Genomic DNA, 24,100 nt, shown 5'->3' on the forward strand with positions numbered 1-24,100 from the left:
TCCCTCTTGGGCGGCGCTTTGCGCGCGCCCCTTCGCGAGGAAAATCCACATCAGCGCAGCGAGGCGTACTGGGCCTTCATTCTCTGCACCCGGGCAACGTAGAAACGTGTTTCACGGGCTGGCAGGCGCGTGGCAAGATCCCTGTAAAAGGCGTCAACCGTCATGGCGTTTATGGTGTCCACGGCTTCTTCCATGGTTTTGCCGTAGAGCCGCAGAAAACGGTTCGGCCCCATATTGTAGGCGGCAATTGCGCAATATTCCCTTGCCAGCGGGTTGTGCACCCCGGAAAAATACCGGGTGAACAGGATGTGCAGGTAGGTGGTGCCATAGCGGATGTTGGTTTCCGGCACGCGCAGGTCGTCAAAACCCACGTCGCCCATGCGCCCGTAAAGGTATTTGTGCACCTCGTCGTTGGCGGTATCGGGCACTACCTGCATGAGGCCCATGGCCGACTTGTTGCTGACCAGGGTTGGCGAAAAGTCGCTTTCGCTGTGGATGATGGCGTACACAAGCTCGGTGCTCAAATTGTAGCGGCGCGAAAAATTCTCCACCAGATTCTGATAACGGCGGGCTCTGGCCTGTAGTTTTTCCATGTCGTTATCGTCAATATCGCCCACAAAGTTATCAAAAACAGTGCCGTGGCGCAGCACTTCAATGGCCGCCCTGCGCACCACGCGGGGCGAATAGCCCGCCAGCATGGCCGCGGGAGTCACCCAGCGCAGCGGGCGGCCCGCCGCATCAAGGGCATCGCCGTAATCGCGGGGCTGGTTGCTGACCAGAAGCGGGATGGAAACACCGTCCAGGGCCAGCAGAGGTGCAAAATCGCCCTGCGCGTCGCCTGAAAAGGCCAGTGATGGTTCGCCAGTATCAAGGATGACGCCGGCTGGCCCAAAGGAAACAATGCGCCGGGTCATATCCTGACCTGAGGCCTGACCTGTAGCCTTGCCTGTCGCAGAGCCCATCGCTGAGGATGTCCCCTGAGTTTTGTCCGTACCAGGTACCGGGCGGGCAGATGCGCTGGCATCGGCAGCCTGACGCGTCCGCGGACTGCCCCCGGATGTTTGTTCAGAATGCGGCTCCACCGCCCCGCGCACGGCCCACTGGCGTACACCGTCGCCCTGCGCCTGAATGGGAACGGGCATGTCTTCGGGACGCAGGCGGGCCACCATGCCGCTGGCGCGGCGGCGCAGTTCCGGCCCCTCGCTCTGCGGCACAAAACCGGCCAGCAGGCCGAGCACCAGCAAGGCGGCGGCAAGGCCGAGCGATATGAGCAATATTGTGTTACGTTGTTTCATGGGCATCCCCGTGGGCGTCGGCACGGCCTTGAGCCTGCCGCCGTCTGACGGTTGTAGGGCTGATCTCATACACCCTGCCCGCAGGCAGAATATGCGTCGGAAATCCGACAGCCGAGAATCTTCCGCAACACTTCTTGCAATTCCTTTGCCAATTCTCCACACGTCCCAGACAAACCACTTTACAAAATGTGTACTTTAATTCAGAACAGACGGCCCCATTTATGAGCTACCGTTGACCAGACCTTTTTTCCCACCTATACTTATTTCTGTGAAAAAAGGCTTGCACGCCATGCGCGCGAGAGCCGCCGCCCGGGCCTCAAAAGAGCCCTCAAGGCGGTCATTTCTCTGGGAATCAGGCGGTTCAGCCCGGGCAACAACGTCTTAATACGCGCATAGCCGCGCCGGTTCCCCATGCTGTCAGCCAACACAGGCACCCCGGGGAAATGGAGCAAACCGTGTCCCAGCATTCGCCAGAATACATTCGCGAAGAAATCAAACGCCTCCTCAAATATGCGCCGCCCGAAATGCGCGCCGCAGCCATTGCCCTGCTGCCCGCCGCAAAGCGCTCTCTCAACACCGGCTATCACCCCTGCCTGCGCGGGGTGCCCATGCGCAGCTGGCGCTGCCTGCTCATGCTGCTCACCTCCATATCTGCCATGCAGAACGATACCGAAATGCTGCTGCGCGTTTCCAACGATCTGCTCGCCATTGCCGACCGTATGGCCCCTCCTGGGGAAGTGCTGCGGCAAAGCGCTGAAATTCTTGTCCACGCCCTGTACGCCGATATGTACGTGTGCCGCCTGCGCAATGCCAATGGCGAATGGGTGGCGCGCTCGGCCAATCAGGTGGACGGCGGCAGCATACCCATCGTGGCCCCAATGCTGGAGGAAGGCCTGCGCGAACACCCCGTGATGCGCGCCATTCTTGAAGGCCACACCCGCTATGTGGTGTCCAACAACCTTCAGGCCCTGGCCATGGGCGGTGAATCCTTTGACTGCATCATCTACAAGGAAGGCTACCGTTCGCGTCTGGCCTTTGTGCTGCGAGAGCGCAGCAACAAGCCTCCCTTTGGCCTCGTAATGTTGTATACCAAACGTGAGTATGGCTTTGAAAGCTTTGACGAACGTTTTCTTTCAAAATGTGCCAGCATTGTTTCGCTCACCGTGGGCCGCCGCGTGGCCGTTGCCCGCGATACGCTGGAAAAAGCCGCCGGAGCCATGGCCCACTACGGCAACAACGCCCTGAACGTCATGCGCAATCAGGCGGAATATTGCGGCGAACTGGTGGAAGATCTGGACGCCAACCAGGCGCGCAGCCTGCGCCTTGCGCGCGAGCTGCTGGCCGAATTTCCTGAAAATTCGCGCGGGCGCATGCTCGGCATGGAGCTGGAACGCGCGCTCGCCCGCAACGACCTCACCGAACTGGCCGGGCATCTGGGCGGCGTGCTTGAAGGTACGCGGCGCATGACGCGCATTATCAATTCGCTCAAAAAATCCGCAGACCGGCCACGCCTGATGCACTACGCCCTTGGGCACGATGTGCTGCGCCTTGAGGACGATGTAACACGCGAGGATTAGTCATGCGAGCCGCCCGGCTTTTTCCCTTTCTTGAGACCATCAGGAATTATTCCGCCCAGGATTTCAAGGCGGACATGACGGCGGCCCTTACCGTGACGCCCATGGCTGTGCCTCAGGCCATGGCCTATGCCATTATTGCCGGGGTTCACCCGCAGTACGGCATCTATGCCTGCATGCTGCCCGTGGTGCTGGCCGCTCTGTGGGGATCCTCCCGCTTTATGGCCGCCGGCCCCACCAACGCCATCTCCATGATTATTTTCTCCACCCTCGCTACCATCAGCGTGGGCGGCGAACTGATCAGCACTATGCCCGAAGAATCGCGCATGTCCTATATTTTCGGCATGGCGCTCCTGTGCGGGCTTATCCAGCTGGGCATGGGGCTGGCGCGGCTGGGCGATCTGGTCAATTTTATCTCGCATTCGGTCATGGTGGCCTTTTCCACCGGAGCGGCGCTGCTCATTGCCGCAGGGCAACTCTACATGGCTATGGGCCTGACCGGCCCCAAACCCTCGGGCTTTTTCAACCAGATGTTCGGCGCGCTGCACGGCCTGCCCTTTATCAATTACTGGAGCCTCGGCATTGCCGTTGGCACCATTGTTCTGACCGTGTTTTTCAAGCGCCTGTCGCCGCGCTTTCCCGCATCACTGGCCGCGCTCGGCGTGATTACGCTCTTTGCCGCCGTATTCAGCGTGGACGAAAGGGGCGTTCCGCTGGTTGGCGTCATACCAAGCGTTGTGCCGCCTTTTTCCCTACCCCCTTCATTTGATCTGGACGCAGTGCGCGACCTGTTCATGCCCGCGCTGGCCATTGCCCTGCTGGGCACGGTGGAATCACTGGCCATTGGCAAACAACTGGCAAACATCAAGGGTGATGCGTTTGACGGCAGCCAGGAGCTTATCGGTCAGGGCCTCGGCAATATCGCCGCTGGCCTTACCTCGGGCATTCCCGGCTGCGGCTCCTTTACCCGTAGCGCCCTTGTGGTCACATCCGGCGGCAGAACGCGCATGGGCACGGTGTTTTCCGGCATTCTCGCCCTGCCGCTGCTGTTTGTGCTGGCCCCACTCATAAGCTGGCTGCCGCTCCCCGCCCTGAGCGGCATACTGCTGCTCATTTCCTTCAAGATGATAGATATTGACGCTATCCGCCTGTGCGTTGTGGCAACCAGCGTGGACAGGGCCGTGCTGCTCATCACCTTTTTGTCCACTCTGCTGTTTGATCTTGAAAAAGCCATCTTCATAGGTGTGCTGCTTTCCCTCACGCTGTTTATTTACAAGACTGCCCACCCACGTGTGAACAGGCTCCACAAGGGCGATCCGCTGCTGCGCGAAGGCCCCGCCGAACTGCCGCAGGGCATCACCGTGTACATGATTGAAGGCACCCTGTTTTTCGGGGCCATCCACGAACTTGAACGTCTGCTGTATGCCGAGGACAGCGAGCCCACCCGGCTTGTGGTGCTGCATCTTTCACGCGTGTTCTGGATTGATGCGTCAGGGGCGCATGCGCTGTCGCAATTTATCGAGCGCTGTTACGCCCGCAGCCTGCCGGTTATTCTTGTGGTGGGCAGCCCCTCGGTGCGTACCATCTTGCGGCGCACAGGCCTTCTGGATTATCTCAGCAACGGTTTTGTGGCCGACACCACGGGCGAAGGCCTGCGGCTGGCCGCAGCCATGCTGAACCGCTTTGCATGCAGCGATGCCCAGTGCGCGACCGCAGGCGCAGATGCAACCGAGGCGCAGCCAGAGCAAACCGTGCAGGCAGCCGCGCCTGCCCCCGCCAGCCATGGTCCGGATTATATGGCGCAGTCTGCCCGCGTGGCGCTGGACCCCCAAGGCAACGTACTGCCCGCCGAACAAACCGCCCCTGCGGAAAATTCCGCCGAACCGCCGCGCGTGACCAAGGAGCGCCCGTGACCAAGGTTTTTCAACTGCCAACCTGCCCCGCAAACCCCGATTCCCTGCCCTTTGGCCCCGAGCATCCCTGGCTGGCCCCGCTGGCCGGATACAGCGATCTGCCCTTTCGTCTGCTCTGCCGCGAATACGGCGCAGCCGTGTGCGTTACCGAAATGGTCAGCGCCAAGGGCCTTGTTTATGAAAGCCCCGGCACCAACGAACTGCTCATGACCCTGCCCGAAGACCAGCCGCTGGTGGTGCAGCTTTTCGGCGCGGAGGCATTCTTTCTGGCCCGCGCGGTGGAACTGTTGCGTCAGTCCGGCTTTGGCTGGTTTGACCTGAACATGGGCTGTTCTGTTTCCAAGGTTTTGCGCCAAAGTGCGGGCGCGGCCATGCTGGGCGATACGGAAAACGTGCTTGCCGTGGCCCGCGCCATGATTGAGGCCGCAGGCCGTGGCCGTGTGGGCTTCAAACTGCGTCTGGGCCTGGACGACGCCCGCCCGGTGCTGCCCGACCTGGCCTTGCGCCTTGAGGATGCGGGCGCTGGCTGGCTGACCCTGCACCCACGCACAGCCCGTCAGGGTTTTGGCGGCGCAGCGCAGTGGGAGGCTATTGCCATGCTGGCCCAACGCCTGACCATTCCCCTGCTCGCCAGCGGTGACCTCTTTAGCGCGGAAGACGGCGTGAATTGCCTTGAGCGCACCGGGGCCAGCGGCGTCATGTACGCCCGTGGGGCCATGCACAATCCAGCCATCTTTGCGGACCACGCGGCCCTTCTGGCCGGGAACGCGCTGGTTCAGGCCGATGCCCCCCGTTTGCGGGCTATGATTTCACGGCATCTGGAGCTTGCCCGCGCCCACTGCCCCGGCAAGGCCGCCCTGTGGAAAATGCGCTCCGTGGTGCCGCGCTACGTGCGCACCCTGCCCGGCGCACGGGCCTTGCGTCAGGAGCTGTGCCGCTGTAATGATTGGGAAGAGCTTGACCGGTTACTGGATATTTTTCTGGGAAGCCCTGACTAGCAAGGAACAAGGGCGCATGCGGTTACGCTTGCCGCGCCTCTGCAATACAGTATTGCATACAGATAAAATTTTTAAGGTTGATGGGTTTGGGTCGGGCGAGGGGCAGTGCAGCCACGGCTCCACGCCTGAAAGCGCCGCCCTTTGAAGGAGAGCCGTGATGGATGTTTACCGAGCCAAGACAGCGGGCTTTTGCATGGGCGTGAGCCTGGCCCTGCAAAAACTTAACACTGCGCTGGAGCGCAAGGGGGGCGCCCCCGAGACGACCCGCATCTGTACCCTTGGCCCCATCATCCACAATCCGCAGGTTCTGGCGGAGTATGAGTCGCGCGGCGTGGTCTGCGTCAAGGAAGCCGCGCAACTGCACCCCGGCGATGTGGCGGTTATCCGCGCGCACGGCATCACGCGGCAGGTTGAGGAGCAGGTCAAGCAAAGCGGGGCCGACATTGTGGACGCCACCTGCCCCAAGGTAAAAAAAGCCCAGCTTTCCATCGGGCGGGCCACCGCTGATGGCGCAACCCTGCTGCTTTTTGGCGAGGCGGATCACCCGGAGGTGCGCGGGCTGGTTTCTTACGCCTGCGGCCCGGCCCATGTGTTCGGCACGGCGGCAGAGCTTGAGTCCTTGCACCTTGCCGAAAACAAGGCCTATGTGCTGGCCTCGCAGACAACTCAGGATCGACAGATATTTCAGGAAATTGTGGAAGATCTGCGCACGCGCATTGCTGACCTTGTGGTGCTTTCCACCATTTGCGACGCCACCCGCGAGCGGCAGGAGGAAGCCCGTAACATTGCCTCCTGTGTGGATGTCATGGTAATCATAGGTGGAAGGCAGAGCGGAAACACCCGCAGACTGGCTGATGTGGCCTCTTTGAACGGTATCGACACCTACCTTGTGGAGCGTGTCGAAGAGCTGGCCGCAGAAAATTTTTCGCAAAAAAATCGTGCAGGTCTAACGGCTGGCGCATCTACGCCGAAAAGTCTTATTGACGCGGCTCATTTGTGGCTGCAGTCGCTTTAATCCCGTTTGCTCCTGAAGCGGTACTTTTCTGGAGGCAGCATGGCCCAGACCAATATTCTGCTGGAAGCCGGCACCAACGAGCTGGAAGTGGTGGAGTTCTATCTTGAAGAATTCACCCCTCCTTCTGCCGATGCGCCGCAGTTGGACGAAAATGGCGAACCCGTTCCCGCCAAGCCCTATCGCGGCTACTACGGTGTCAACGTGGCCAAGGTGCTTGAAATTATCCGCATGCCCAAGGTGACGGCACTGCCCGAAGTGCAGCACCCGAGCGTGCTGGGTGCTTTCAACCTGCGCTCGCGCATTATTCCGCTGGTGGATCTGGCCATGTGGCTGGGCAAAACCCACCCAGCAAAAGAAGAACAGCCCAAAACCATTGTGACGGAGTTCAATAACGTCACCACAGCCTTCATGGTTTCCGGCGTCAACCGAATCCACCGCATCAGCTGGGAGAAGGTTGAACCGCCGAACAAGTACGTTGCTGCCGTGTCCAACAATACGGTCATCGGCGTGGTCAAGCTTGAAGACCGCATCATCTTTCTCCTCGACCTTGAAAAAGTGGTCGCCAACCTCAATCCCAAGCTGGGCCTGCGGCTTGACGATCTGGGCGACGACTGGACAAATGAGGGGTACCGGGCCCTTGTAGCCGACGATTCCGCCCTTATCCGCGAAATGCAACGCGACCTGCTGGAAAAGGCGGGCTTTACCGTTGAGGTTGTTTCCAACGGACGCGCTGCCTGGGATCGTCTGCTGGATTTCAAAAAGAGCGCCGAAGAAGGCAACCGCCCCATTACCGACTTTGTGCACGTGGTGGTTTCGGACATCGAAATGCCGGTCATGGACGGCCTCAATCTTACCCTGCGCATCAAGGAAGACTCCATGCTCAAGAAGCTGCCGGTACTGCTCTTTTCTTCACTCATTACCGAAAAGCTGCGCCACAAGGGCGTGAGCGTGGGTGCGGACGACCAGATTTCCAAGCCGGAAGTTACCCAGCTGGCTCACAGGGCCATGGCCCTCATCAAGGCCAGGGAGCAGGGCGAAGCCTAACCGTCTCAATCCGCATTTGCTGTTTTCAAGGGGACTCCTTTACGCAAGGGGTCCCCTTTACGTTTCTGGGCGCGCGCTGTTTGCAAAGGCGCTTGCCAGAGTGTAAACTCGGCCCAAGACCACCAAGGAGCTTTTATGGCAGTAGTGCTAGGCACGGCAGGGCATATAGATCACGGCAAAACTTCGCTGGTACGGGCGCTTACAGGCATTGACTGCGACCGCCTGCAAGAAGAAAAACGCCGGGGCATCACCATTGAACTTGGCTTCGCCTGGGTTGACCTTCCCGGCGGCGAGCGGCTGGGCATCGTGGATGTGCCGGGGCATGAGCGCTTTGTCAAAAACATGGTGGCTGGCGCGGCTGGCGTGGACTTTGTCATGCTTGTTATTGCCGCGGACGAAGGCATCATGCCCCAGACGCGGGAACATCTTGAAATCTGCTCCCTGCTGGGCATACGCACCGGTCTTGTGGCCCTTACCAAGACAGACATGGTGGACGCCGACTGGCTCGAAATGGTGCAGGAAGAAGTACGCGGGTTCCTGCAAGGCACCTTTCTTGAAGGTGCGCCCATCTTCCCCGTTTCCGCAACCACAGGCGATGGCGTGGACACGCTGCGCGACCACCTTGCGCGCGTGGCTGCCGAGCTGCCCGCCCAGCGGCGCAGTGATATTTTTCGCCTGCCGGTGGACCGCGTATTCAGCATGAAGGGACACGGCACCGTTGTGACGGGCACTGTCATTTCCGGCGTGTGCAACCTTGGCGATGAACTGCGCTTCATGCCGCCCGATCTGCCCACCCGCGCACGCGGGCTGCAACGTCATGGCAAGGCCGCCGATTCGGTGCAGCCGGGCCAGCGCTGCGCCGTCAACGTGCAGGGGCTGGATGTGGAGGAAATCGAACGCGGCTTTGTGCTGGCCCGCCCCGGCGAACTGTTCCCCTCCAACCGCTGGCTGGTCAGGCTCACCTGCCTTTCCTCCGCCCCCAGAGCCATGCGCCAAAGGGTGGAAATCCACTTCCACCACGGTACGCGCGAATGCGCGGCGCGGGTGGTCTTTCGCGACAGGGACAAGCTGGCCCCCGGCGAAACCGCGCTGGCGGAACTGCGTTTCAAGGAACCCATGGTGGGCGTATTTGGCGACCACTGCGTGTTGCGGGCCTATTCGCCCCTGCGCACGGTTGCTGGCGGGCTGCTGGTTAGTCCTCTGCCGCCCGAACTGCGGGCCAAAGACCCTGAACTGGCCGATAAGCTCCGGCTGTTGCAGGAGCTGCCAGAACTTCGCGATGCGGCAGAAGCCATCGGCGGCGGCAAGGCCGAAGCCAAGGCGCGCGATGAAGCCAGGGCTGCGCTGGTACGCGGCGCACTGACCCTGCGCGGTATTGAAGGCGCTGACGAAGCGCGGCTGCGCGCCCTGACGGGCCTTGCCCGATCCGCTGTGGAGGCGGCGCTGCAACTGCTTTCCACCCGTGGCGACGCTATCTGCTGGGACAAGGAAAACCGCTGCTGGGTTGGCAAAATTCCCTTTGAAAAACTGCTGGCCGCCAGCCTTGAACGCGGGGCTGACCTGCACCGCCGCGAACCTCTCAAACCCGGATTCACCCGGGGGGCCCTGTGCACGGGCTGGAGCCGCAACCTGCCCCCCAAGCTGGTGCAAAAAGTGCTGGATCAGGCCCTCAAGCAGGGCGATTTGGTCATCGAGGGCGAGGGACTGCGCCTGCAATCGCATACGGTAAGCCTGGCCGCCGACCAGGCAGGCCTGCGCCAAAAGCTGCTGGACGCGCATGCCAGCGCGGGGCTGACCCCGCCCAACGCCAAGGACGTGCTTGAGGAGCTTGGCGTCACGCCCAAGGAGGCCGCCCCGGTGCTGCGCCTGCTTTGCGAGGCTGGCGAACTGGTCAAGATCAAGGACGGCCTGTATTACCACGGCCCGGCCCTGGCCGATATTCTTGAACGTGTGCGCGGCTGGTTCACCACCCACGACAATCTTGATGTGGGCGGCCTGAAAGAACTCCTGGGGCTTTCTCGCAAATATCTGATCGCCTTGCTGGAATATATGGATAATGAACGCATAACCGTGCGCGTGGGCGACCAGCGCCGTTTTCGCGGGCGTTAGGTTATTCCGTAAACAGGAATTGTCCTTGCATTCTTGCCTTGAATGCTCATATATCTCAGTAATGCTCATTTGCTCATAACTCTTCACTAAGGAGCCCGGATATGTCTGAAAAAATTCTGGTAGTTGGTGGTGTTGCCCTGGGGCCCAAGGCGGCTTGCCGCTGCAAGCGCCTCATGCCCGATGCGGAAGTGATGCTTGTGGACGAAAACGTCTTCATTTCCTACGGCGGTTGCGGCATCCCCTACTACGTGTCCGGTGAGATACAGAATCTCGACGACCTGCGCTCCACACCCTATCATACTGTGCGCGACACCGAATTTTTCCGCGATATGAAGGGCATCACCGTGCGCACACAGACGCGCGCCCTGGCCATTGACCGGGCTGCCAAAACCCTGCTCGTCAAGGACGTTGTTTCCGGCAAGGAAGAAAAGCTGCCTTACGACAAGCTGGTGCTGGCTACCGGCGCAAGCCCGCGCGTGCCCCCCATTGAAGGCAAGGATCTGAAAAACGTGCTTTCCCTGACCCGTCTGGAAGCCGCCGGAGCCATCCGAGCAGCTTGCCAGGAGGGCAAGGTGAGCGAGGCGGTCATTGTGGGCGGCGGCTTCATCGGCCTTGAGGCTGCCGTGGCCCTGGCCGATATGTGGGGCGTGAAAGTCAGCGTTGTGGAAATGATGGATCAGATTCTGCCCGGCGTGCTTTCCCAGCCTCTTTCACTCATGGCCGCCAACGACTGCCTGACCCACAAGGTTGACGTTTTCACCTCTGAAAAAGTGCTGCGCCTTGAAGGCGAAAACGGCACTGTCACCAAGGTGGTCACGGACAAGCGCGAAATCCCCGCCCAACTGGTGATCTTTGCCGCTGGCTTCATCCCCAACGGGCAGCTTGCCAAGGATGCCGGGCTGGAAGTTGCCCCCTTTGGCGCGGTGGTGGTGGACGAGCACATGCGCACCACCGACCCCTCCATCTATGCGGGCGGCGACTGCGTGGCGATCAAGAACATCATCACCGGCAAGATCGGCTACCTGCCCCTGGGTAGCATGGCCAACCGCCAGGGCCGCACCATCGGCACCAACCTTGCTGGCGGTAATGCCAGATTCCCCGGCTTTGTGGGCACCTGGGCCGTCAAACTCTTTGACCTTTCCTTCTGCGGCGTGGGCCTTACAGTTGACCGCGCCCGCAAGGAAGGATTCGACGCCATGAGCGTCAGCGTGGAGCAGCTCGACCACGCCCACTTCTACCCCGAAAAAGCCATGATGAGCCTTGAACTGGTGGTAGACAAGGCCACCAGCCGGGTGCTTGGCATTCAGGGCGCCTGCGCCGACCCCGACTCGCTCAAGGCCCGCATTGATGCGGTGGCTGCGGCCCTGCAATACTCCAAGCCCACGGTGGAAGACATCTCCAACCTTGAAATCGCATACGCCCCGCCCTTTGCCTCGGCAATGGACGTGGTCAACGTGGTTGCCAACGTGGCCGACAACGCCCTCTCCGGGCGCTTCACCCCAGTGACCGCCGACCAGTTCATGGACTTGTGGAAGAAACGCAGCGAAAACCACGTGTTCTTTATTGATGCCCGTCCTGCGGCGGCTGGCAAGGCCGTGCAGGAAAAGTATCCCGACTGGCACGCCATGCCGCTGGAAGAAATCGCCGCCAGAATCAGCGAGGTGCCCAAGGACCGCCCTGTTGCCATTATCTGCAACACAGGTCTGCGCGCCTATGACAGTTTGCTGGTGCTGGCCCGCAATGGCGTGACCAACGTGGTCAACTCCACGGGCGGCATGCAGGCAGCCATCAAGATGGGCCTCTCGCTGTAACATACCCGCAAGAAAGAACGCATCTAAACGCTTTAGGGGGAGGAACTTTTGTAAAAGGGTTCCTCCCCGTTTCGACCGACACAGGCTTTCTCCAACCCGGCAGACTCTGCCACACTCAGCTCAGCGCACTGCCCGCAGGGCGGATTTTGACTGAATGCCATCAAGGGGTCAGCCCGCAAGCGCCCAAAATCCGTAACATTGAATCAGGGGCAAGCCGCAGATTTTCTGCCATGAAACATTTGTAACATTTTTTTCATTTGCCCAGCACATTCCAACGTGCTGGCATCATAGGTTTTCCCTTCCTGCCTGCCCCGAATCTCCTTGCCAGATTTCACAATTCATCACTATTTTCCGCATGTTGCGTCTGTCACATTTTTTTTTGTTGCGCCCTCGATTAAACTGTTCAAACAAACAATTTTATGGTAAGCGCAAAAACGCACATTCCGTCGGGGCAGACGAGTGTGTGCAGCAAGGCTCCAAAACAAGTGATACCAAGCTTTTTTGGTGGACGCGAAAAGGCGGATTGGGTAGGGTTTTTCTACCACGATTCCACTCCCAGCCTCCATTTTGTGTTCACTTTACGGCAATAGCCGTTGCCCGTCCCTGCCCAGTGCGGGGCCTTATCTCAGGGGCCGATCCGACCCAAGCTGATTTTGTAAAAACATTGCGCGCCTGTTGGCGCCAAGGAGGAACAGATGGCTCATATGAAAACTATGGACGGCAACAACGCCACCGCGCACATTGCCTACGCTCTGTCGGAAACGGCAGCCATTTACCCCATCACCCCCTCGTCCGTCATGGGCGAAGTCATGGATCAGCTGGCTGCCAAGGGCACCAAAAACCTGCTCGGCCAGATCGTGAATGTGCGCGAAATGCAGTCCGAAGCCGGCGCCGCTGGCGCTGTGCACGGCATGCTTTCCGCCGGTGCCCTCACCTCCACCTACACGGCTTCCCAGGGTCTGCTGCTCATGATCCCCAACATGTACAAAATCGCCGGTGAACTGCTTCCCGGCGTTTTCCATGTTTCGGCTCGTGCCCTGGCTTCCCATGCCCTGTCCATCTTTGGCGACCACCAGGACGTGATGGCCGCCCGTCAGACGGGCTTCTGCTTCCTGGCTTCCTCCTCCGTGCAGGAATGCATGGACCTGGCCCTCGTTGCGCACCTTTCCGCCATCGACGCCAGCCTGCCCTTCTGCCACTTCTTTGACGGCTTCCGCACCTCCCACGAAGTGCAGAAGATCGAAACCATTGACTACGAAGACATCCGCCCCCTGGTGAACTGGGAAAAGGTGGCCGAATTCCGCGCCACCTCCATGAACCCCGAGCATCCGCACATTCGCGGCACCGCCCAGAACCCCGACATTTACTTCCAGAACCGCGAAGCTTCCAATCTCTACTACGACGCCGTGCCCGGCATCGTGCTTGAGAACATGAAGAAGGTCGAGTCCATCACTGGCCGCAAGTACCGCCTCTTTGACTACGTGGGCCACCCCGAAGCCGACCGCGTGATCGTTTCCATGGGTTCTTCCTGTGAAGTCATTGAAGAAACCGTGAAGTACCTCAACGCACAGGGCCAGCGCGTGGGCCTCGTGAAGGTGCACCTGTTCCGCCCCTTCTCCACAGAGCATCTGCTGCGCGCCCTGCCTTCCAGCGTGACCTGCATCACCGTGCTTGACCGCACCAAGGAAAGCGGCGCTCTTGGCGATCCCCTGTATCAGGACGTGTGCACCGCCTTCCTCGAAAAGGGCGAAGCTCCCACCCTGGTGGGCGGCCGCTACGGCTTGGGCTCCAAGGACTTCACCCCCGGCATGGCCAAGGCCGTGTACGACAACATGTTGGCCCTTCAGCCCAAGAACCACTTCACCGTGGGCATCAACGACGACGTCACCTACACGTCGCTTGACGTGGAAGAAGAAATCGACACCGTGCCCGCTGGCACCGTGCAGTGCAAGTTCTTCGGCCTCGGCGCTGACGGCACCGTGGGCGCCAACAAGCAGGCCATCAAGATCATCGGCGACAACACAGATCTCTACGCTCAGGCCTACTTTGCTTACGACTCCAAGAAGTCCGGCGGCTTCACCGTGTCGCACCTGCGCTTCGGCAAGGAACAGATCACCTCTTCCTACCTGATCACCAAGGCCGACTACGTTGCCTGTCACAAGGCCGCCTACGTGACCCAGTACGACATTCTTGAAGGCATCAAGGAAGGCGGCACCTTCGTGCTGAACTCCAACTGGTCGCTTGCCGACATGGAAAAGCACCTGCCCGCCTCCATGAAGCGCGTCATCGCCCGCAAGAAGCTGAAGTTCTACAACGTGGACGCCGTCAAGGTTGCCCAGGAAGTGGGCCTCGGCGGCCGCATCAACATGATCATGCAGACCGCCTTCTTCAAGCTTGCCAACGTGCTTGACTTTGAAAAGGCCGTGGGCCTGCTCAAGGAATCCATCAAGAAAACCTACGGCAGCAAGGGCGACAAGATCGTCAACATGAACATCGCCGCCGTGGACAAGGGCATGGACGCTCTGGAAGAAGTGAAATACCCCGCTTCCTGGGCCACTGCCACCGAAGGCGCCGCTGCCTGCCACTGCGATGACGACGAATACATCAGCGCCGTTGTGCGTCCCATTCTGGCCCAGCAGGGCGACAAGCTGCCCGTGTCCGCCATGGATCCGGCTGGCTTCATGCCCCTCGGCACCGCCGCTTGCGAAAAGCGCGGCTGCGCCATCGACGTGCCCGAATGGCAGGTTGAAAACTGCATCCAGTGCTGCCAGTGCTCCTTTGTGTGCCCCCACGCCGCCATCCGCCCGGTGCTCGCCACCGAGGAAGAACTGGCTGGCGCGCCCGCTTCCTTTGTGACCAAGGACGCCATCGGCAAAGAACTCAAGGGCATGAAGTTCCGCATTCAGGTGTACACCGAAGACTGCCTGGGCTGCGGCTCCTGCGCCGAAGTGTGCCCCGCCAAGGTCAAGGCTCTCGTCATGAAGCCCCTTGACACCCAGATGCCCACCCAGAAGGAAAATCTGGCCTACGCCGAAGCCAACATCACGCTCAAGGACGAGCTCATGGCTCGCGACACCGTCAAGGGTTCGCAGCTCCAGCAGCCCCTGCACGAGTTCTCCGGCGCCTGCGCCGGTTGCGGCGAAACGCCTTACGTCAAGGTGCTCACCCAGATGTTCGGCGAACGCATGATCGTGGCCAACGCCACGGGCTGCTCGTCCATCTGGGGCGCTTCTTCGCCCACCACGCCTTACTGCACCAACAAGGACGGCTTCGGCCCGGCCTGGGGCAACTCCCTGTTTGAAGACGCCGCCGAATACGGCTGCGGCATGGGTATTGCCTACGAACAGCGCCGTGGTCTGCTGGCCATGAAGGTTCAGGAAGCCCTGAAGGAAGAATCCGCTTCTCCCGAACTGAAGGCCGCCCTCCAGGGCTGGCTGGACAACAAGGACGATGCCGAAGGCTCCCGCAAGTACGGCGAAATGATCATGGCCAACCTGGAAGGCTTTGACAGCCCCCTGGCCCATGAACTGTGGCACATGGACGACCTCTTCACCAAGAAGAGCGTGTGGATCTTCGGCGGCGACGGCTGGGGCTACGACATCGGTTACGGCGGCCTTGACCACGTTCTCGCCAGCGGCGACGACATCAACGTGCTGCTGATGGATACCGAAGTGTACTCCAACACCGGCGGTCAGTCCTCCAAGGCCACCCCTCTTGGCGCCGTGGCCCAGTTTGCCGCCGCAGGCAAGCGTACCGGCAAGAAAGACCTTGGCCGCATGGCCATGACCTACGGCTATGTGTACGTTGCCTCCGTGTCCATGGGCGCGGACAAGCAGCAGGTGCTCAAGGCCTTCCGCGAAGCCGAAGCCTACAAGGGACCCTCGCTCATCATCGCTTACGCTCCCTGCATCAACCAGGGCCTGCGCAAGGGCATGGGCAAGAGCCAGGAAGAAGCCAAGATGGCCGTGCTTTCCGGCTACTGGCCCCTGTACCGCTACAATCCCGAACTGGCCAAGGAAAAGAAGAACCCCTTCCAGCTCGACAGCAAGGCTCCTTCTGCTGACATTCAGGAATTCCTGGGCGGCGAAACCCGTTTTGCCTCTCTGGAAAAGATGGCTCCCGAAGTCTCCAAGAAGCTGCGCGCCGAACTGGCCGAAGCCTATACTGAACGCTACGCCATGCTCAAGCAGCTGGCTGATCTGCCCTACCCCGGCACCAGCGCCGAGTAGAGAGGTCTGACGTTATGACTACCCGCGCCCGCCAGCATCTGGCTCCTCTCCGGGGGGCAGCCTTCTGCTGCGGGCGCGGGCTACGTCACACGCTTGGGATCAAAGGTTAAAGGCCTGGGCGCGAGGAAAGCCCTCGCGCCCTTTTCGCGTTAATACCGCCAGCCTGCCGGCACAGCAGGGGAGGCACTATGCACAACGGTCTATACATCACCGCCACCGGGCCCATGACGGGCAAGAGCGCCATCGCCCTTGGGGCCATGCAGCTGCTCACCCGCAGCATGCGCAAGGTGGCTTTTTTCCGTCCCATCATCAACGAACCTCTGTGGGACGACCGCGACCCCGACATCCATCTGATGCTTGAGTACTTCAAGCTCAAGATGGACTACGCCGACACCTTCGCCTACACCCAGCGCGAAGCCCGCCAGATCATCAATCAGGGTTCGCGCAATCTGCTCATCGAAAACATCATCCAGAAGTACAAAAAACTGCTGGAAACCTATGATTTCGTTGTGTGCGTGGGCACCGACTTTCTTGCCAAAGACCCGGTTTTCGAGTTTGAACTCAATGCCGAAATCGCGGCCAACCTTGGCTGCCCGGTTCTCTTGGTTACCAGCGGCTACAATGTGAGCGCCGAAGATATTCGTGACTCGCTCCAGATCACCATGGACAGCCTTGAACCCTATGCGCTGGACGTGGTTGCCACCATTGTGAACCGCCGCAACCTCACGCAGACAGAACTGGACGAACTGCGCGCCCATTTCAGCACGCAGGAAAGCCCAGCCCTGATTTTCTCCGTTCCCAACGACCCCACCATCGGTCAGCCCACCATGGCTGACGTGAAAAAGGGCCTGGACGCGGAAGTGCTGTTTGGCGAAAAGCGCCTGGACGCGCTGGTGGGCGACTACCTTATCGCCGCCATGCATGTGGACAATGTTCTCAACTACATTGCCAAAGACCAGCTCATCGTCACCCCTGGCGACCGCGCCGACGTGCTCCTGGCAGCCATTGCCTCGCGCCTGTCGTCTTCTACTCCCGACATTGCGGGCGTGCTGCTGACCGGGGGCATCCGTCCCTCCGAAAACGTCTGCAAATTCATTGAAGGCTGGACAGGCTCGCCCCTGCCCATCCTGCTGACGCCGCACCACACCTACAAGGCCTTTATGGCCCTGCAAAGCATCATCGCCCCCATCGAACCGGGCGATCTGCGCAAGATCAACAGCGTGCTGGGCCTGTTTGAACAGTACGTCAACGGCAAGGAAATCGAAAACCGCATCGGCGGCGAGCGCAGCAGCCGCATTACGCCCATGATGTTTGAATTCGAGCTGATCCAGCGCGCCAAGGCCAACAAAATGCGTATCGTGCTGGCCGAAGGCACCGAAGAACGCATCCTGCGCGCAACGGATATCCTCCTGCGCCGCGACGTGGCCGAAATCATCCTGCTGGGCGATGTGGAAGAAATCCGCTCCAAGGCCAGCGCCTTTGGCCTGGACATTGCCAAGGCCCGACTCATTGATCCGGTGAAATCCGAGCTGTTTGAAGACTACGCCAATACCTACTACGAACTGCGCAAAAAGAAGGGCATTACCCCTGAACAGGCGCGCGACACCATGACCGACGCCACCTACTTTGCCACCATGATGGTCAAGAAGGACGATGCCGACGGCATGGTTTCCGGTTCGGTCAACACCACGGCGCACACCATCCGCCCGGCCTTTGAATTTGTGAAGACCAAGCCCGGATTCACCGTGGTTTCCTCGGTCTTCCTCATGTGCCTCAAGGATCGCGTGCTGGCTTTTGGCGACTGCGCCGTGAACCCCAACCCCTCCGCGCAGCAACTGGCTGAAATCGCCATTGCCTCGGCCCACACGGCCAAGGTGTTTGGCATTGAGCCGCGCGTTGCCATGCTTTCCTACTCCACCGGTACTTCCGGCAAGGGTGCGGACGTGGACGTTGTGGTGGAAGCCACCAAGATCGCGCAGGAAATGGCCCCCGATCTCGCACTGGAAGGCCCCTTGCAGTACGACGCGGCCATCGACCCCTCGGTTGCCAAAACCAAGATGCCCGACAGCAAGGTTGCCGGTAAGGCCACGGTGTTCATCTTCCCCGACCTCAACACCGGCAACAATACCTACAAGGCCGTACAGCGCGCTGCTGGCGCGGTGGCCATCGGCCCCGTGCTCCAGGGCCTGAACAAGCCTGTCAACGATCTCTCGCGCGGCTGCACCGTGCCCGACATCGTCAATACCGTGGCCATCACTGCGGTGCAGGCCGCTGCCGAAAAGGCCGCGCAGAAATAGTTGCAGAGATTCAGCCCCGGCTGACATGAGCTTTCGGCGGTTTGCCTGACAGGGCAAACCGCCGCATAAAGCCTGCCGCCGCAAAAACATTACTGACGCAAGGCATGCGCCACAAACTGCCGGCCCGCGATCAGAATAAACAAGTTCAAGGAAAGGAAGAGTTATGAAAATTCTGGTGATTAACGCGGGTTCCTCGTCCTGCAAGTATCAGTTGCTGGAAATGGACACGCGCAGCGTGCTCTGCTCCGGTCTTGCCGAGCGCATCGGCCAGGAAGGCGGACGCCTCACCCACAAAATCGCCCCCGATACGGACAAGGAAGAAAAGCTTGTTCGCGAGGCCTTCTTCCCCACCCATGTGGAAGCCATGGAACTGGTCATCGCTCTGCTGACCGACGCCGACAAGGGCGTTATCAAGGACAAGAGCGAAATTTACGCCATCGGCCACCGCGTGCTGCACGGCGGCGAAGCCGTGAGCGATCCCGTGCGGGTGAATGAACGCGTGAAGCAGATTGTGGAAGAATGCGCCGTGCTTGGCCCCTTGCACAACCCCGCCAACCTCATGGGCATTGAAGTGGCTGAAAAGCTCTTCCCCGGCGTTCCCAACGTGGCCGTATTCGATACCGAATTCGGCATGGGCATGCCCAAGGAAGCCTTCATGTACGCTCTGCCCTATGAGCTGTACGAAGAACTGCGCATCCGCCGCTACGGCTTCCACGGCACCTCGCACAAGTACATTGCCAACGCCACTGCCGAGTTCCTTGGCAAGCCCCTTTCCGAGCTGCGCTCCATCACCATGCACCTCGGCAACGGCTCTTCCATGAGCTGCGTGAAAAACGGCAAGTGCTTTGACACCAGCATGGGCCTCACCCCGCTGGAAGGCCTTGTGATGGGCACCCGCTGCGGCACCATTGACCCGGCCATCGTGCCCTTTGTCATGGAAAAGAAGGGCCTCAGCCCCTCCGAAGCCGACACCCTGATGAACAAAAAGTCCGGCCTGCTTGGCCTGTGCGGCTACACCGACATGCGCGATGTGCATGCCCAGGTGGACAAAGGCAACGAACGCGCAGAGCTGGCCCTCAAGCTGCTCGTGCGCAGCATCAAAAAGACGCTTGGTTCCTACTTCTTCCTGCTTGAAGGCAACGTGGACGCCCTGGTGTTCACCGCCGGCATCGGCGAGAACGACGACATCGTCCGCGCCATGGTCTGCGAAGGCCTTGAAGCCTTCGGCATCAAGCTGAACAAGGAAGAAAACAGCACCCGCAAGCCCGGCGCGCGCATCATCACCACGCCGGACAGCAAGATCCCCGTGATCATCATCCCCACCAACGAAGAGCTCCAGATCGCCCTTGCCACGGTGGAAGTGCTTAAAAAGTAAGCTCCCTTACTTTTGCATTATTGCATGTCAAAGGCCGCCTCCGAAAGGAGGCGGCCTTTTGTTTTGTCGTGTGTTTGCTCGCTGGAGTGCGCACCGCGCGTGACTTCACCGCAAGCTAACCCCTAACGTAATGTGTCAGGATGTAAGCCTCACCGCAAAAATCCAATTCCCCAGCCTCTAACGTATGGACTTATACCCGTCGTAAGTTTTGAGCTTGCCCGTAAGCTTGGGAGCGTCATTGATCAGCACGGGTACCGTGGTGCCGCTTTCGAGCTTTTTCAGCCAGCCCTCGGCCTTGCTGCTGAGCAGTTCGGGCTTGTCCTTGCCCAGTTGCTGCACTTCGGGCCGGGGCCACAAATATCCGCCGTTTTCATTACGTCCTTGCAGAAGGTAGCGGGTATTGCCCTGCTGCACGGCCTTGGCCACAGTGAGCTTTTTCTGGTTCTGGTACAGGGCCACGGCTGCCAGAATACCGGCATCGTCCTTGCGGGCGCGGTTGAGCGCAAGGCCCACGGCGGTGTCGGCATATTCGCTCACAAAGTTGAAATCACCTTGCGAGTCAAAGGCCACAAACACGGGGCCACGGCCACGGTACAGGGGCGCAATGAGCTTTGAAATACTCAATGTTTTGCCCTTGCCCTGGGTCTGCGCATGAAAATCATAATCATAGGCATTGATGTACTTGCCGTTCTGTTCCTTGTTGGTCATGGCAAGTACGCCGTCCACGCCTTCAATGCCAAAAACTTCGGGGCTGACCGCAGCGGAGATGACATCAATAAACGAGGCAGAACACACCCAGGCGTCAAAGCCGTTGGCTTCAAGCGCATGGAACAGCTCTTGAATTTCAGGCGATACCGTTATGCCCTGCTTGTATGATACCGTGATCTGCCCGGCCTTGCTGCCCTTATAGGCCGCAGGGCTCTGCCACTTGCGCTTTTGCCAGAAGGCAGGGTCTGCGCTGGCCTTGCGGTAGTGCACAAAGGCCTCGTGCGCCATGCCGTAAACCTGCTGGGGCGTCATACCCGTAAACCAGTAGGTGATCCAGGGGTAGGAAACAGAAACATCCATGGTGTCGCCAATGGCGTCATAAAGCCAGCGCGCCTTGGTGGCAAATTCCTTCCAGTCGTCGCCTGCCTGCATCTTCTGCATTTTTTCGCCGTAAACTCCGGCGGGGGAAACGTAACCCTGCGCGTACAGCCGTTTGTATGCGGCAGCGGCATCGGCAGCAACCGTGGCAACCGTGAGGTTGTTATATTCCTTGCCCAGATCCATGTTGATATCCGGCACACCGGTGGTCAGCACGGCGTACATTTGCTCAGGCTTGACGGCAAAGCGCATGTGCTCCAGCTGATAGATTGCAAGCTGCTCTTCCACATCCAGAATGGAAACAGTGTTGTCAAAATCAAAAACAGCGTAAGGCCGGATGGAAGGATTATAGTTGGGGCTGCCCTTGCCATAGAGCACAAACATTTCATTGAGGCTCTGCCTGACGGTGGGATCCCACCCCTCGCGCTGCAACATGACAGTATCCGCTGCGCCAGCGGCTGAAGCCATGAACATCGCCGCTGCAACCAACAAACAGCACACCCATAATCTGCATTTTTGCATATCACACACTCCTGCAATCAGTTTTGTTCCTTGCACTGCCATGCCAAGGAGACTCAGCCCCAAGCGTGGTTCAACATTTGAATCTTCACAGCTAGAGGAAACTTGTAAGTGACAAAAATGTTGCAGTTTGTGTGCCATTAATAAAACTTCAATGTGCTGTATTTGTTTATAAAATATACATAAAAATCATAAACTGGCATGAGTTTGATACAAATCCGTAAAGAGGACCTACCCATGAAACAAAATTGTGATTTTATGTATTTGTGGATTTGTATGTTTTTCATGCAAAAAAGGCCGCCCTGAGGACGACCCTGCTGGCGGCGCAGATGCTCCCGCCGACAAATTCAGAACCAGCGCGTTACGCAGAAGCCTGCGGCAAAGCCTTGGTCATGGCTTTCTCAAACTGCTGAGTGTAGCTATCCAGCTTCTTTTTACGGTTGTAGTCGTTGGAGCTTTTCATATACAGGCCGCCGCCAGCAGCCACCACCAGGGCGGCAATACCGCCGAACTTGGCGCTCATATACAGGGCCTCGGGCAGCCGGCGTGCAAGCTCATCCATGCTTTCCGTAAACAGGTGCATGAGAAAACTGAAACAGACCAGCCCCACCAGAAAAACAATGGCGCTGACCTTGCAAACCTTTTTCAGAGGGTAGGATTCCAGGTCATATTCGGTAACGCGGCTCACGCCGCAGCGCTTCATCAAGGCAGCGGCATCCACAAAATCATGCTTCCAGCCCGATGTTTGGTTGCTCACCGCATAGACTTCCAGAGCCGTGCCATCGCCGCCCTCTGCGACGCAGGCCGGGCCAAGGCAACCGAGCTTCAGGCAGTCGCCGACCGCAACAGGACAGGAATCCGGAAGGGGCAACTGCACCTCGCAGCCATTTTCAAGCCGAACCACAGCGCACTGCCACTGCTTACGGCCCCGGGGCATACGCAAGTTTGCACCTCCACCCAAAGCTATGCCCTGATCCGGGACAGATGCCTGCCAGGGGGCAACTGCCAGCACATGGGCCTCAATGGCGCGTGCCCGAAAAACTTTGCCTTCAACTGTAAAATCCATGAAAACCTCTCTCCCTAATACGCCCGTGGGGCTTGCTTCCCTTTACCGGGGCAGCAGAGTTTCCTCAAGGGCAAGATCCACCGGAACTTCGCGCGAGGGCAGCGACTTGTCGATGCGCACCGTGCCCGCAGGGGCGTTGCGCATGGGTTTGACGTGACGCACCTCGGCATATTGTATGCGCGCCCGAGCGGCGTCGCGCTGCCAGCTTTTGCAGGCGGCCAGCGCTCCAGCCTCGTCAAGGGTGCGCGACGGCACTTCCTGCCCGCCGTGGGCGCGGCGGATAATCACGTGCGAACCGGGGCCGTTTTCCGCATGCAGCCAGATATCGTGCGGGGCTGCAAGCTTGCGCGCGGCCAGGTTACCCTTGGAATCGCGACCACGCAGCAGCACAAAACCATCTGAACTTATAAACATCTGCACATTCTTGGGCAGGGTGGCGGCCATGCCGGAACCTGCCGCGCGCCCGGTGGAAGCCGCCTCATCGGCAGCGCCCGCAGTGGCGCCCAGCAGGCTGCCAGGCCAGATGCCGGGCCGGGCCTGACGCAAGGAGGCCATCTCGTCTTCCAGCGCCGCGCGCCGCACGGCCAGATGCTCCATGCCGCGTTGACCGCGACGGGCCGAGTGAAAAAGGCGGGCCATTTGCTCGCGCACAGAATACCGCAGATCCAGCGGTATTTCCCGCGCCGGGCCGTGCGGGCCTTCCTCCACGGTGACGGAAGCCGCGCGAAAATCCGCAGGCCAGCGCCATAACCCGGCCTGAAGCGCCAGAGCGTCTGCCTGGCAGGCCATCATCTTGCCAAGGCGATTTTCTTCCTCGCGCAATTTTTCCAGCAGCTTTGCGAGCTTGCGCGCGCGCCTGTCCAGAGGCTGGGCCGCCTCCCGCGCCTGATCCAGAGCCAGACGGGCAAGCACCATGTCCTGCCCTGCCAGTTCGGTCAGGTTCAAGGCATCCGGCCCGCAATATTCCGCGACGGGTGGAGCGTCCGCATCCTTGCCCTGCAAGGCCTTTTGCTGCTCCGGAGGCAAAGGCCAGGCGCTTATGGCGAGCACAGGACGTGGCATGGCCGGTGCAGAGGCATTGTCGGAGGCAGGCGCGCAGGGGCCGTAGCAGAACACATCCCCGCCGCCCACCCTCAGGTCTTCCAGCAAGGCCCACTGTTCTGGTTCTTCAAGGCAGGCAAGAGTTCGGCGCAGGGCGGGGGTAAGCACAGGCCACTGCCGCCAGTTGTTCAGGGCATCCGCCAGTTGCGCAGGCTCGGGCCAGACGGCCTGCTCATCTTCCGGCGATTCATCCTCGGTCAGAAAGCGGAGCGAAGGCCCTTCGCGCAGATCAAGCAGCAGCCAGGTCAGGCGCGGGGACTGCTCCGCGCCAGCATCAGCCTGCCCCGATTGCGGCAGCAACGGCAGTTGGGGGGCCTCTGCGCCGCCGCCAAGCAGCAGCCACAAACAGCGCTCGCTCCAGCGGGCCACGCAGGCAACAATACGCCGACCCGCGGCATATTTGCGCAGCCGCATGATGGGCGCTGAAGGCGCACGGCCAACACTGATGCGCTGTGAGGTAATAAAGCAGAACGGTTCCTTGCGCCCAAAGCGCAGGCAGAGCTGCCGCTTGCGCCCACCGCTGTAGACCATGAGAGCCAGCAGGCCATCGGCAGGTTCCTGAATTTTTTCCACCCTTGCGCCAGTGAGCAGGGGGGTCAGGTCTTCACAAAAACGACGGAAAAGATGGGCATCCATAGAAAAAACCGGCTTCGGGGCAAGGTGAATGG

At 59.9% G+C, this 24,100-nt stretch carries 14 protein-coding genes; 10 read left to right on the plus strand and 4 right to left on the minus strand.

Going from position 1 to position 24,100, the window contains the following annotated elements:
- Nucleotides 1-50 precede the first annotated feature (50 nt).
- Nucleotides 51-1,364: a transglycosylase SLT domain-containing protein gene (locus tag NE637_RS04820; RefSeq protein ID WP_227118053.1), complete on the minus strand. Its 1,314-nt coding sequence runs from the start codon at nt 1,362-1,364 to the stop codon at nt 51-53.
- Between the two features lie 386 nt (nt 1,365-1,750).
- On the opposite strand from NE637_RS04820, the gene NE637_RS04825 reads away from it, so the two are divergent.
- The 10 genes from NE637_RS04825 (at nt 1,751) to NE637_RS04870 (ending at nt 19,660) form a co-directional block, all read left to right on the plus strand.
- The gene (locus NE637_RS04825; RefSeq protein ID WP_192112706.1) at nt 1,751-2,872 is read left to right on the plus strand and encodes a hypothetical protein; all 1,122 of its coding nucleotides are present in this window, start codon (nt 1,751-1,753) and stop codon (nt 2,870-2,872) included.
- A 2-nt stretch (nt 2,873-2,874) separates the two neighbouring features.
- Complete coding sequence (locus NE637_RS04830) at nt 2,875-4,782, plus strand: SulP family inorganic anion transporter (RefSeq protein ID WP_227118052.1); 1,908 nt, start codon at nt 2,875-2,877, stop codon at nt 4,780-4,782.
- A complete protein-coding gene (locus tag NE637_RS04835; protein WP_227118051.1) occupies nt 4,779-5,780 on the plus strand; it encodes a tRNA dihydrouridine synthase in 1,002 nt (333 codons plus the stop codon). The genes NE637_RS04830 and NE637_RS04835 overlap by 4 nt, the downstream gene beginning before the upstream one ends.
- Nucleotides 5,781-5,937: 157 nt before the next feature.
- Nucleotides 5,938-6,795: a 4-hydroxy-3-methylbut-2-enyl diphosphate reductase gene (gene ispH, locus NE637_RS04840; RefSeq protein WP_192112703.1), complete on the plus strand. Its 858-nt coding sequence runs from the start codon at nt 5,938-5,940 to the stop codon at nt 6,793-6,795.
- 39 nt (nt 6,796-6,834) lie between these two features.
- Entirely contained in the window at nt 6,835-7,839 is a 1,005-nt protein-coding gene (locus NE637_RS04845) for a chemotaxis protein (protein WP_192112702.1), read from the plus strand.
- 135 nt (nt 7,840-7,974) lie between these two features.
- Nucleotides 7,975-9,948 (plus strand): selenocysteine-specific translation elongation factor, encoded by a 1,974-nt coding sequence (gene selB / locus NE637_RS04850; RefSeq protein WP_192112701.1) that lies wholly within the window; start codon nt 7,975-7,977, stop codon nt 9,946-9,948.
- A 101-nt stretch (nt 9,949-10,049) separates the two neighbouring features.
- Nucleotides 10,050-11,759, plus strand: coding sequence for an FAD-dependent oxidoreductase (locus NE637_RS04855; RefSeq protein WP_192112700.1), 1,710 nt, complete (start codon nt 10,050-10,052; stop codon nt 11,757-11,759).
- Between the two features lie 695 nt (nt 11,760-12,454).
- Entirely contained in the window at nt 12,455-15,988 is a 3,534-nt protein-coding gene (gene nifJ / locus NE637_RS04860) for a pyruvate:ferredoxin (flavodoxin) oxidoreductase (protein WP_227118050.1), read from the plus strand.
- Between the two features lie 188 nt (nt 15,989-16,176).
- The gene (gene pta / locus NE637_RS04865; protein ID WP_192112698.1) at nt 16,177-18,285 is read left to right on the plus strand and encodes a phosphate acetyltransferase; all 2,109 of its coding nucleotides are present in this window, start codon (nt 16,177-16,179) and stop codon (nt 18,283-18,285) included.
- A gap of 163 nt (nt 18,286-18,448) precedes the next feature.
- Nucleotides 18,449-19,660, plus strand: coding sequence for an acetate kinase (locus NE637_RS04870; protein WP_227118049.1), 1,212 nt, complete (start codon nt 18,449-18,451; stop codon nt 19,658-19,660).
- A 177-nt stretch (nt 19,661-19,837) separates the two neighbouring features.
- Here the strand turns inward: NE637_RS04870 and NE637_RS04875 are convergent, their stop codons facing one another.
- The 3 genes from NE637_RS04875 to NE637_RS04885 form a co-directional block, all read right to left on the minus strand.
- Nucleotides 19,838-21,214, minus strand: coding sequence for an HAD family hydrolase (locus tag NE637_RS04875; RefSeq protein WP_192112696.1), 1,377 nt, complete (start codon nt 21,212-21,214; stop codon nt 19,838-19,840).
- Nucleotides 21,215-21,626: 412 nt separating this feature from the next.
- Nucleotides 21,627-22,331 (minus strand): hypothetical protein, encoded by a 705-nt coding sequence (locus NE637_RS04880; RefSeq protein ID WP_227118048.1) that lies wholly within the window; start codon nt 22,329-22,331, stop codon nt 21,627-21,629.
- A 42-nt stretch (nt 22,332-22,373) separates the two neighbouring features.
- The gene (locus tag NE637_RS04885; RefSeq protein WP_227118047.1) at nt 22,374-24,068 is read right to left on the minus strand and encodes an NFACT RNA binding domain-containing protein; all 1,695 of its coding nucleotides are present in this window, start codon (nt 24,066-24,068) and stop codon (nt 22,374-22,376) included.
- Nucleotides 24,069-24,100 lie beyond the last annotated feature (32 nt).

The organism is Desulfovibrio desulfuricans, assembly GCF_024460775.1.
Lineage (GTDB): Bacteria > Desulfobacterota > Desulfovibrionia > Desulfovibrionales > Desulfovibrionaceae > Desulfovibrio > Desulfovibrio desulfuricans_E.

What these genes read in the sequence shown, in the direction of transcription:
- NE637_RS04830 (WP_227118052.1), top strand. Translation starts at nt 2,875, where the DNA reads ATGCGAGCCGCCCGGCTTTTTCCCTTTCTTGAGACCATCAGGAATTAT.
- NE637_RS04880 (WP_227118048.1), bottom strand. Translation starts at nt 22,331, where the DNA reads ATGGATTTTACAGTTGAAGGCAAAGTTTTTCGGGCACGCGCCATTGAG.
- nifJ (WP_227118050.1), top strand. Translation starts at nt 12,455, where the DNA reads ATGGCTCATATGAAAACTATGGACGGCAACAACGCCACCGCGCACATT.
- ispH (WP_192112703.1), top strand. Translation starts at nt 5,938, where the DNA reads ATGGATGTTTACCGAGCCAAGACAGCGGGCTTTTGCATGGGCGTGAGC.
- NE637_RS04845 (WP_192112702.1), top strand. Translation starts at nt 6,835, where the DNA reads ATGGCCCAGACCAATATTCTGCTGGAAGCCGGCACCAACGAGCTGGAA.
- pta (WP_192112698.1), top strand. Translation starts at nt 16,177, where the DNA reads ATGCACAACGGTCTATACATCACCGCCACCGGGCCCATGACGGGCAAG.
- NE637_RS04885 (WP_227118047.1), bottom strand. Translation starts at nt 24,068, where the DNA reads ATGGATGCCCATCTTTTCCGTCGTTTTTGTGAAGACCTGACCCCCCTG.
- NE637_RS04820 (WP_227118053.1), bottom strand. Translation starts at nt 1,364, where the DNA reads ATGAGATCAGCCCTACAACCGTCAGACGGCGGCAGGCTCAAGGCCGTG.
- NE637_RS04855 (WP_192112700.1), top strand. Translation starts at nt 10,050, where the DNA reads ATGTCTGAAAAAATTCTGGTAGTTGGTGGTGTTGCCCTGGGGCCCAAG.
- NE637_RS04875 (WP_192112696.1), bottom strand. Translation starts at nt 21,214, where the DNA reads ATGGCTTCAGCCGCTGGCGCAGCGGATACTGTCATGTTGCAGCGCGAG.
- NE637_RS04870 (WP_227118049.1), top strand. Translation starts at nt 18,449, where the DNA reads ATGAAAATTCTGGTGATTAACGCGGGTTCCTCGTCCTGCAAGTATCAG.
- selB (WP_192112701.1), top strand. Translation starts at nt 7,975, where the DNA reads ATGGCAGTAGTGCTAGGCACGGCAGGGCATATAGATCACGGCAAAACT.